Raw genomic sequence first — 5,970 nt, forward strand, 5'->3', positions numbered from 1 at the left:
CTCGTCGCCGGTGAGCCGGCGCAGCCGCGGGCGGCGGGCCGTGCGGGCGGTGAGCTGTGGGCCGTCGGGCTCGTCCAACACCTTCTCCTCGTAGTCCAGGGGCGCCGCGCGGACCTGCCACCGGTCGCGCCCGGCCGTGCTGGTGGCGAGCCGCTGACCGGCCGGCATGCGCCGGAACGAGGGCTGGTTGAGCCGTTCGTCGTCGGTGAGGACGAAGAACTGCCCGGGCGCGAACTGCTCCTGCAGCGTCGCCTCGACCGTGGCGGTCCGGGCGTTGACGGACACCGTCACGTCGAAGCGGGTGTCGTCCTTCGGCCGGGCGGTGCCGAAGCGGTCGATCACGGTGGCCAGCGGGACCACACGCTGGGTGAACGCCAGGGTGCCCAGCGGGTGCGCGAGCAGTTCCCGGGCGCCGGGAGTGATCTCCCGCAGGGTGACCAGGGTGTCGCTGCTCGACGGTAGTTGGGCCGTCCAGCTGCGGACGTCGGCCAGAGCGGTTTCCAGCAGGGTGGCGACGTCGGCGGGTTCGGGCAGTGGTGGCGGGTCGGGCCGGCCGAACGTCACCTCGAAGGCGACCGAGACGTCGATGAACAGCACGTGGAAGGTGGCCAGGCCATGGGCGTGCCAGGGCCGTGGGCCGGACAGGTGCAGCTCGACGGTGACGGCGAACAGCAGCGTACGTCCGTGCCGGAGCTGGACGCCGCCGGTGATGTCGACTTCGAAGGCGAACGGTTCGAACTGGAACAGGGCGTCGAAGCCCAGCCATCCCTGGATGTTGAACCCGGACGCCTCCGCGTACAGCTCGAGTCGGGCCCCGAACTGGGCGGTGTTGGAGGTCAGCGCGAGGTAGGACTCTAGCCGGATGCGGGGGTTGTCGCCGGTGGCCAGGCTGATGGTGAGCCGGCGCAGTGCCGGGAAGCCGGCCGGGGCTCGGAACCGGGGGTGGAAGCCGCCGGCGGAGAGAGCGAACATGGGGTTGGTCCCCCATGAGGCCCGCAACGCCATGTCGCCGGTGATGTCGAACGCGGCGACCCGGGAGTCGAACAATGAGGCGTCGAACGACAGTTCGCCGCGGTCGAAGTCGACCGTGCCGAGGACGTCGAGGTTGAGGGCGACGACGGCGTCGCGTTCGTCGGGCAGCACCATCCGGACCCGGCCCATGATGATGAGCCGCACCGGCGCCGGTAGGTCGAGGATGACGCCCACGGTGACGGTGATGATCGGTGGGCTGCCCCAGGCCAGCTTGCCCATCGGTCCGATCAGGAACCGCCCGGGTGCCTGCGGGAAGACCCGGTTGAGGTCACTGATGATCTTCGGGGCGTTGGCGACCAGGTCGGTGGGGAACAGCACCGAGCCGAGCGTGCCCTCCCGCACGCCGGCCCGCAGCACCGGCAGATCGGTGGTGCGGTTGAGCCCGAGCAGGCCGCCGACTCCGACCAGGGTGAAGCCGAAGCCGAGCTGGATCGGGGTGAATTCGGCCGCGATGATGATCAGCAGGGAGAAGCCGGGGGAGCCGTCAGGTGCCCGGGTCGTGATGATACCGACGGCCTTGAGGCTGACCGCCGCGAACTGCAGTTGGACCGCGCCCGAGTACTGGTGCAGCGCGTCGTCGTGGGCGAGGTAGCCGCCGCCGGACACCACCCCGGCGTCGAGCGACAGACCGGCGCCGTCCGGCGGACGGAACGCCAGCCCCGCCCCGCCGGCGCCGAAGCGTGCCTCGATTCCGACGCGTTTGACCGTCAGGTGCAGCGGGCCGAGATCGGCCCTGCCGCTGACCGCGGCCGCCACGGCCGTCGTGCCGGCGTCGATGCCCAGGCGCAGCCACATCTCGGTGAGTTGGAAGATTGCGGCCCGTACGTCCAGCGGGACGGTCAGCTCCAGGCCGCCGGCCGCGGCGGCCCGGTGCAGCCGTAGCCCTTCCGGCTGGCGCCAGGACACGGCGAGGTCGAGCGGCGCTTCCACGTCCGACGGCAACAGCTGGGCGACGAAGGAGTCGGCGTCGTCGGCGGAGAGCACGAGGTGGGCGTCGTCAAGCTGGGCGCCGGCCCCGACTGCGGTGACGGACAGTGCCGGCGTTCCCTGGGAATCGACGAAGTTCGCGGTGGCGAACGCGAACACACCGAGCGCGCGGATGCGCAGGCTGGTGTCCAGCAGTGGCGCGTCCCGGCCGGAGAGGACCACGCCGAGGCCGGTCAGCTGCAACCCCGGACGCAGCGTCGGCACGGTCCCCGACGGCGGGTCGGCCAGCAGCCACAGGGTGACGCCGGCGTCGTGGTCGGTGAGCCAGTCGGTGTCGCCGAAACGCAGGCTGACGCGGAGGTCGCCGGCGTCGATGGGCTGGCGGCCAATGAGCCGGACACCGTAGCGTCCGCCCTCGGCGACCAGCGCCACATGCAGGTCCGCGAGGCGCACCGACAGGCCGCCGGCGAGCGCGGCCAGTCCCCGCAACGCCATCTCGGACACCGGCGGCGGATCGGCGGCCACCTCGGAACCGTCCGGCCCGGTCACCACGATGCCGGCGGCGGTGAGGACCGACAGCGCCGAGGGACCGTGCGCCCACCAGGGGACGTCAAGACCGTCGGCGAAGGCGGCCAGCACGGTGGTCGCGACCAGCGGGACGGCCCAGCGTTGCAGCAGCGCGAACGCGCCGTCCTCGGTCATGACGACGCCGGGTACGGGGGCGAGCGTGATCGCCGCGTGCGAGGCCTCCGCCGTCCCGAAGGGAAGCACCCGCGCCGCGAACAGGGCCCGTCCGTGCACGACGTCCACGTCCAGGTCTACGTCGAGGGAGGGCCGCAGGAACGCGACCGGGGCCGGTGGGCGCAGTCCCGTCCGCAGATGGGCGTGCAGTTCGCCGTCGTAGCCGAGGCTCGCCTGCTCGATCAGTACCGGTCCGAGCTCGATCCCGGCGAGGTCGACCAGCACGGTCGGTGATCCGCTGCTCGACCAGCCGGCGGTGACGGCGAGGCTGCCGCCGGCGAGGCCGACGGTGGCGCGGACGGCCGGGCCGAGATCCTCGACCGTGTCGAAGGGCAGATCGATGGCCTGCAGCAGGTCCACGATCAGGGTGGCGACGTCCGACGCCGATGCGGTCCGCGACTCCAGCCAGCCCGGTTGCAGCATTCTGGCCAGCTCGGCGGTGCGGTCTGCGCGTAGGAAGCCGTCCGCGTCGTCGCCGTAGATGCCGAGGGCGGCGGCCACGGCCAGCGCGGCGTCGAAGACCGGTCCCGGCGACCCGTCGGCCTTGACGGCGGTCACCATGGCCTGAAGCACCTGCGGTAGCAGGCGCGTCGCCGTCCCGGCCAGCGCGCCCACGCCGTCGACCTGCGGCAGCAGCGTGATCGCGGTGGCGCCGGCAGGGGTGATCGACAGCGCCAATCCGTGGCGGTCCACGCCCGCGGTCACGGTCACCGACGTCCAGTCGCCCGGCACCGCTCGGGTCAGGCTCAGCTGCCCGGTCGGGGCCCCGGCGTCCGGGCCGGTGAGCCCGATCCCGACGCCGATCTCGAGGCGTTCGTCCGGGCCGATCGCGATGGTGGCGGTGAGCATCAGTCGCACCGGGTCGGCCACGGCGTGGACCGTCAGGCCACCGGGCAACGCCAGGCCGTGGGTGGTGTCCAGGCCGAGCAGGTCGCCGGCGGCGCCGAGCAGGTCGTTGAGCCGGGTCGGGTCCACGTCGCCGCCCGGCCCGGCGAGGAGGCCTCTGCCGGTGAGGAACGCGGCCGGCGTCGCCAGTAGCCGGCCAAGCGGCAGCAGCTTGCGCCCTTCGGGCAGCATCGCGTCCGCCACGAGTGACGCGACCGCGTCGAGCGCCGCGTAGGCCAACGCGGCGGGGGGCGCCGGGCGGCACGGCCGGCGTGGCGGCGGTGGGCAGCAGCACGACCGGGTCGACCCAGCCCGGGATTTCCGCGGTCAGCCGGCCGGTCGCCGCCGTCCAGCGTGCGACGACGGCGCCGGAGCGGGCGGTCGCGTCGGCGTCCGTGACGCCCGACGGGAGGAAGAGTGTTCCGGCAAGTTCCACCGGCGGCAGGTGACCGGCCGGGGAGGGCGGTGCCAACGTCGCCGTCCAGGGTTCCGCGTTGACCGTCAGTTCCGTGCCGAACTGTGGCAGGGCAGTGCGCCACGGCCCGCTGGCGGGGCCGGTCATGCCGACCGTCGACAGGAGCAGATCGGCCAGGGCGGTGGCCGTCCCGGCGAGGTACGCCGCGGGCGCGGCGGCGAGTCGCCGCAGGGCGCCGGGGTCGAGCACGTCCGCGCCGGGCGGAACCAGTCCCGCGGTGCGCAGGGCGTTCACCACGAGCCCGGGTACGGCGCCGAGCGGTAGCGGCGCGGTGCGGTCGCCGAGTCGCTGCAATGCGGTGCTGAACGTCACGAGCGGCTCGATCGGGCCGCGCAGCTGCGCGTCGTGCAGGTCGGCGATCGGGGTGACGGTGCGGCCCCCGTCGCCGGCGCTGCTGATCGTGGCGCCCACGCGGGCGGCGCGGACCCGGTCGGGGAGCAGCCATCCGTCGGGTGTGCTCAGCCACGCCTCGGCCTGCAGCCGGCGTCTGCGAGGCATCGGTGGCGCCGTCGGGTCCAGCAGCACCTCCGCCAGCGGAACGCGGATCCGGGCGGCCACCTCCGGCACCGTGGGTCGCACGAGCAGACCCAGAGCCAGCGTGCGCGGTGGTGCCGTCGCCGCGCCGGCCGCGTCGTGCACCTGGCGGGCGACCTGCGCGGCCAGGTGGGGTGCCAGTTCCGGCCCGGCGACGGCGCAGATGGCGAAGCCCGGCGTGTCGGCGTCGGTGTGGTCGCCCGGTAGGCCGGCGAAGGCCGCCTGGTCGGGCCCGCCGGCCAGGAACGTCACCGCGCGCAGGACAGCGGTACGGCTGTCGGGGGGCGAGCGTGGCGGCGAAGCGGACCGCGTCGGCCAGGTGGGGGTCGGTCAGCGGGGTGAGGGGGCTGCCGGCGTGCGGGGTGCCGAGGGTGATGACCCCGGCGATCAGCTGCGGGTGGGCGGCGGCGAACGCCCGGGCGGTGACTCCGGCGGTGGAGTGGGCGACCAGGTGCACCCGCGGGTGGCCGGTGAGGGCGCGGGCGCGGTCCACGACCCGGCCGAGCTGTGCCTGCAGGCTCAACGGGTCGGCGCCCTGGTCGGCGAGGTCGACTGTGTACGTCGGGGAGACCGCCCTGGTTTCGGCGAGGTCGACCGTCATCGGGTCGACGCCGGGAATCCGCAGGTGGAAGTGCGCGTCGGGGGCGTGCTCCGGGTCGATCTCGGCGAGCAGCGCGCGCCAGGACCGGTGGTCGGCGAACGGTGCCGACACGAGCAGGACGCACCGGTCGTCGGCCGGCGCGGCGGCGTCCAGTTGGTGACGGACCTGGGCGATGGCGTTCGCGTCGCCGGGCAGGTCCTGGTGGGCGCAGGTCAGCGTCTTCCCCACCTGCCATCTCGGGCCGACCGCGACCTGGGACCAGTGCGGTACGACGCCGTCGCTGTCGGCGCACCAGCGGGCGAGGGTGTCCACCGCGTCGCCGAGTGTCTCCGGTTCGCGCCCGTGCAACGCCGCGGACGGGGCGGGCAGCGCTTCGGCGGTGACCCGCAGCCGCTCGAGGAGCGCGGTGCCGGTTTCCGCGTCGAGGAGGTCGCGGGCGTAAGCGTCGACCCATCCCGGTCCCGGGCCCGTTTCCGAGGTCCACAGGAGCAGGTCGACGCGGTTGTCGGCGGGCAGCACCAGCCGCCACGGGTGCTCCTCGGTTCCCCAACCGGCTGGCAGGGGCGGCAGGACTGCGGGGTCGAGGGTGTCGGCGCCGCCCAGCACGGCGGTCAGCCAGCGCAGCGCGGGCACCGCGAACGGGGTCCCGTCGCTGGAGACGCCGACGGTGAGCTGTCGCAGCTGGTTGCGCAGCGCGGGCACCGGGTCGCGCAGCAGCGCGGCGAGATCGTCGTCGGGGCGGCCGGGCAGCAGCACCGGCCAGTCGCCGGGCAGG

Annotated in this window: 2 protein-coding genes and 1 pseudogene; 1 reads left to right on the plus strand and 2 read right to left on the minus strand. The window is 74.2% G+C overall.

Annotated features, from left to right (window positions below):
• Together JNW89_RS25105 and JNW89_RS39010 are read right to left on the minus strand one after the other, a co-directional pair.
• Window positions 1–3,825: DUF6603 domain-containing protein (locus JNW89_RS25105; protein ID WP_238450766.1), on the minus strand; the 3,825-nt coding region annotated here is incomplete at its 3' end.
• A gap of 1,010 nt (window positions 3,826–4,835) precedes the next feature.
• Window positions 4,836–5,051, minus strand: a pseudogene (locus JNW89_RS39010) (hypothetical protein); the annotation flags it as partial.
• Here JNW89_RS39010 and JNW89_RS25110 point away from each other — a divergent pair.
• A partial coding sequence (locus JNW89_RS25110; RefSeq protein ID WP_238450767.1) for a hypothetical protein occupies window positions 4,950–5,970 on the plus strand: 1,021 nt, incomplete at its 3' end. The pseudogene JNW89_RS39010 and the gene JNW89_RS25110 sit on opposite strands and share 102 nt — an antisense overlap.

The organism is Micromonospora sp. 4G55 (assembly GCF_016803375.1).